A 1,290-nucleotide genomic window follows, 5' to 3' on the forward strand; every position below is an offset into this window, starting at 1 on the left:
ATAGTTGCAATCACCGTGCCTGTCCGCAGTGCGGCGGTCACGATCAGCAAGTCTGGGCTGCCAAGCAAACCGCGCGGCTGTTGCCCGTGCCTTACTACATGCTCACACCCACGGTTCCGCAGCAATTACGGAGCCTGTTTCTGCATGCCCCGGCGGCGGCCTACGATACGCTCTTTCGTGCCGCCTCGGGTGCCTTACAGTCGATCTGCGCCAAGCCAAAGCACTTGGGTGGCCAAGCGGGGTTCATGGTAATGCTGCACACGTGGACGCGCGAGATGCTGCATCATCCGCATGTGCATATGATTGTGCCCGCAGTCGGGCTCGATGCCAGCGGCTGCGCCTTGGTACAACCACGCTACGAGGGCTATCTGGTGCCACATGCTTTAATGGCGGATGAGGTACGCGATCAGTTCGCAGCGAGCCTGCTGATTCGACACCGCGGCCTCTACAACCAGGTCGACCCTGAGATCTGGAAGATGAAGTGGAACGTCAACTGCCAGCCTGTGGGGCGAGGTAAAACCGCGCTGCGCTATGTCGCCGCCTACGTGGCGAAGTCAGCGTTCAACCAGAGCCGTCTGGGCGGCTACGATGCCGATGGACTCATCCGATTATGGTGCACCCGCAGTAAAGATAAACGCCGCCACTGTCTAAAGCTCAAGCCGACGGAGTTTATCCGCCGCTGGTTGTTGCATGTCTTGCCACGCCGCTTCGTCAGACTGCGTTACTACGGCTGGCTCAGTTCTGCCGCCAAGCAAGCCTTCGCCCGTGTGCAACTCCTACTCGGTGCTAAACCGGCTCATCTTGAGTTGCCGTATCTGCCGCCAATGTGCTGCGCCAAATGCGAGGGCGAACTCGTGCGCATTCAAAAAATCCACCCGGCCCGTGGCCCGCCGCTGAGTCTCGGCCTGGTTCATCAGTCTAATATGAATCGCAAGAAAAATGTATCCTAATCTCCCATACAACGGTCCAAAAGATCGCGACTGGCAAGCACTTGCTCTGGCGCCAGTTTCGTGGACTCCACTTGATGCCGGCCAAGGTGTTTATGACCATTTTGAAGCTCGTGCGGGGGGATCCGCGCGAGAGAATCACTCGCGCCTGTCGGCCATCAAAAACAACCCAAGCAAAGGGCATTCTGCGGATCAATTTGCCCAAGACGACACGAGCGCGATCCCAGTGGTAGAGCCGAAAGAAAAGCAAAGCACTAGAGTCGTCGAACGCCCCCTTTAATCCTACGCGGGTTTGTCCAACCTATAGTTACCTATTAGGCTTCGCTAATTGGTAACTTCAGAG

The 1,290-nt window shown here is 57.3% G+C and carries 2 protein-coding genes; both read left to right on the top strand.

What is annotated here, in order from left to right; all coding sequences use genetic code 11:
- Nucleotides 1-950: IS91 family transposase (locus QEH59_RS18530; protein ID WP_308986874.1), on the top strand; the 950-nt coding region annotated here is incomplete at its 5' end.
- Nucleotides 940-1,227 carry a hypothetical protein gene (locus QEH59_RS18535; RefSeq protein ID WP_308986875.1) on the top strand — a complete coding sequence of 96 codons (288 nt, stop codon included), beginning with the start codon at nt 940-942 and terminating at the stop codon, nt 1,225-1,227. The genes QEH59_RS18530 and QEH59_RS18535, both read left to right, overlap by 11 nt.
- The last annotated feature ends 63 nt before the right edge of the window (nt 1,228-1,290 follow it).

The organism is Thalassobacterium sedimentorum, assembly GCF_031127905.1.
Taxonomy (GTDB): Bacteria; Verrucomicrobiota; Verrucomicrobiia; order Opitutales; family Coraliomargaritaceae; genus Thalassobacterium; species Thalassobacterium sedimentorum.